The organism is Klebsiella indica (genome assembly GCF_005860775.1).
GTDB lineage: Bacteria > Pseudomonadota > Gammaproteobacteria > Enterobacterales > Enterobacteriaceae > Klebsiella > Klebsiella indica.
On record NZ_VCHQ01000050.1, the window covers coordinates 1 to 1846 of the forward strand.

2 protein-coding genes and 1 pseudogene are annotated in these 1846 nt (G+C 53.9%); 2 read left to right on the forward strand and 1 reads right to left on the reverse strand.

Features of this window, described 5'->3' with window-relative positions; translation table 11 throughout:
• A partial coding sequence (gene tnpC, locus FE839_RS24270) for an IS66 family transposase (RefSeq protein WP_138363260.1) occupies positions 1–972 on the forward strand: 972 nt, incomplete at its 5' end.
• Here the strand turns inward: tnpC and FE839_RS24275 are convergent.
• Positions 959–1348, reverse strand: a pseudogene (locus FE839_RS24275) (hypothetical protein); the annotation flags it as partial. The gene tnpC and the pseudogene FE839_RS24275 overlap by 14 nt on opposite strands.
• 215 nt (positions 1349–1563) lie before the next feature.
• Here FE839_RS24275 and FE839_RS24285 point away from each other — a divergent pair.
• Positions 1564–1846, forward strand: a 283-nt coding sequence (locus FE839_RS24285; protein WP_138363262.1) for a helix-turn-helix domain-containing protein, incomplete at its 3' end; no start/stop codon positions are given.

The following is a 1846-nucleotide window of genomic DNA, read 5'->3' on the forward strand; positions in this document are numbered from 1 at the left end:
CATCTGCCGCTGTATCGTCAGACTGAAATCTTTGCCCGTCAGGGCGTGGGGCTGAGTCGTGCGCTGCTCTCCAACTGGGTGGATGCCTGTTGCCGGTTAATGGCACCGCTGGATGAAGCTCTTTGCCAGTACGTGATGGACTGCCGCAAACTGCATACGGACGATACTCCGGTGCCGGTACTGGCGCCGGGCAGAAAGAAGACGAAAACCGGGCGCATCTGGACGTATGTACGCGATGACAGGAGCGCGGGATCGTCAGACCCACCTGCAGCGTGGTTCGCCTTCTCGCCAGACAGGCAGGGGAAACATCCCCAACAACATCTTCGCCACTATCATGGTGTGCTGCAGGCGGACGCCTTCGCAGGTTATGACAGGTTGTTCCGTCCGGAACGTGAAGGAGGGCCGCTGACAGAAGCCGCATGCTGGGCCCATGCGCGCCGCAAAATCCATGACGTCTATATAAGCACTCAAACGGCGACAGCAGAAGAAGCCCTGAAACGCATCGGTGAGCTGTACGCGATAGAAGAGGAAATACGCGGCCTCACGACAGCAGAGCGTCTGGCAGCCAGACAATCCCGGAGCAAACCGCTGCTGGCTTACCTGCATGAGTGGTTGGTGGAAAAAAGCACGACGCTGTCAAAGAAATCCCGACTGGGCGAGGCGTTCGCTTATGCACTGAACCAGTGGGATGCGCTGTGCTACTACTGCGATGATGGTCTGGCAGAGCCTGATAATAACGCAGCTGAGCGCGCGCTACGAGCGGTCTGTCTTGGCAAGAAAAACTATATCTTCTTCGGCAGCGATCATGGTGGCGAGCGTGGGGCCCTGCTGTATGGTCTGATCGGAACGTGCAGACTGAATGGCATCGATCCGGAAGCCTACCTCAGATATATCCTGAGCGTGCTGCCAGAGTGGCCATCGAACAAAGTGGCAGAACTTCTGCCATGGAACGTAGATCTCACCAATAAATAGCCGTCAATACGGCACTCACTTTACGCTTACGGATCAGGTCGTACAGCAGGCAGCCAAGGTAATTTCGGGTTTCCGGTAATAGCCCCTGTCCCGTCAGCACCTGCGTCAGGGCAAGGCAGTAGTGGCAAAGTTCGGTACATTCGGGATCGAAACGCGGTGAGCTGGCAGGGAGTGTATCAACGGTCAGACTGTCCATCATGTGATCCGGGATCGGATCGAGCAGCGAGGGCTGGAGCAGCCTCAGACAGGCGTTAAGCCTGCCGCAGAGCGCCATTTTCAGCGTGGGATCGTCGTGTTCGATCAGGATTTCGGCGAACTGTTTGCAGTGTTCTGCCAGTACGGTGAAATCCGTGGCAGCGTTGAAGGGAACGGAAAGTTGCTCAGAGTTTCGTTATTTGTGATTTGTCTCTCCTCATTATCGAGAGGAATTTTAAGGTCATAGAACTGGACATTTTTTGTAAGCTCTAATCTGTCAATCATTAAATTATCTGTATTAGTCGCGACTTGATCTGACACATGGCCTTGAAAGGTTGAGAGTTACCGGTTTTGATATGGGTGTCGAATCCTTATACAAAACACGAGGTAACTCTCATGCTTCATACTACCAATCCCGTTATCAAACACAAAGCCGGTTTGCTCAATCTGGCTGAAGAACTCAGCAACGTGTCGAAGGCCTGCAAAATCATGGGCGTCTCCCGCGATACGTTTTATCGTTATCGTGAGCTGGCCGATAAAGGTGGCGTGGATGCGTTGATAAATCGTAGCCGTCGCGCTCCTAACCTTAAAAACCGAACCGATGAGGCCACTGAGCGGGCTGTTGTTGATTATGCTGTGGCATTCCCGGCTCACGGCCAGCACAGGAGCAGTAACGAGC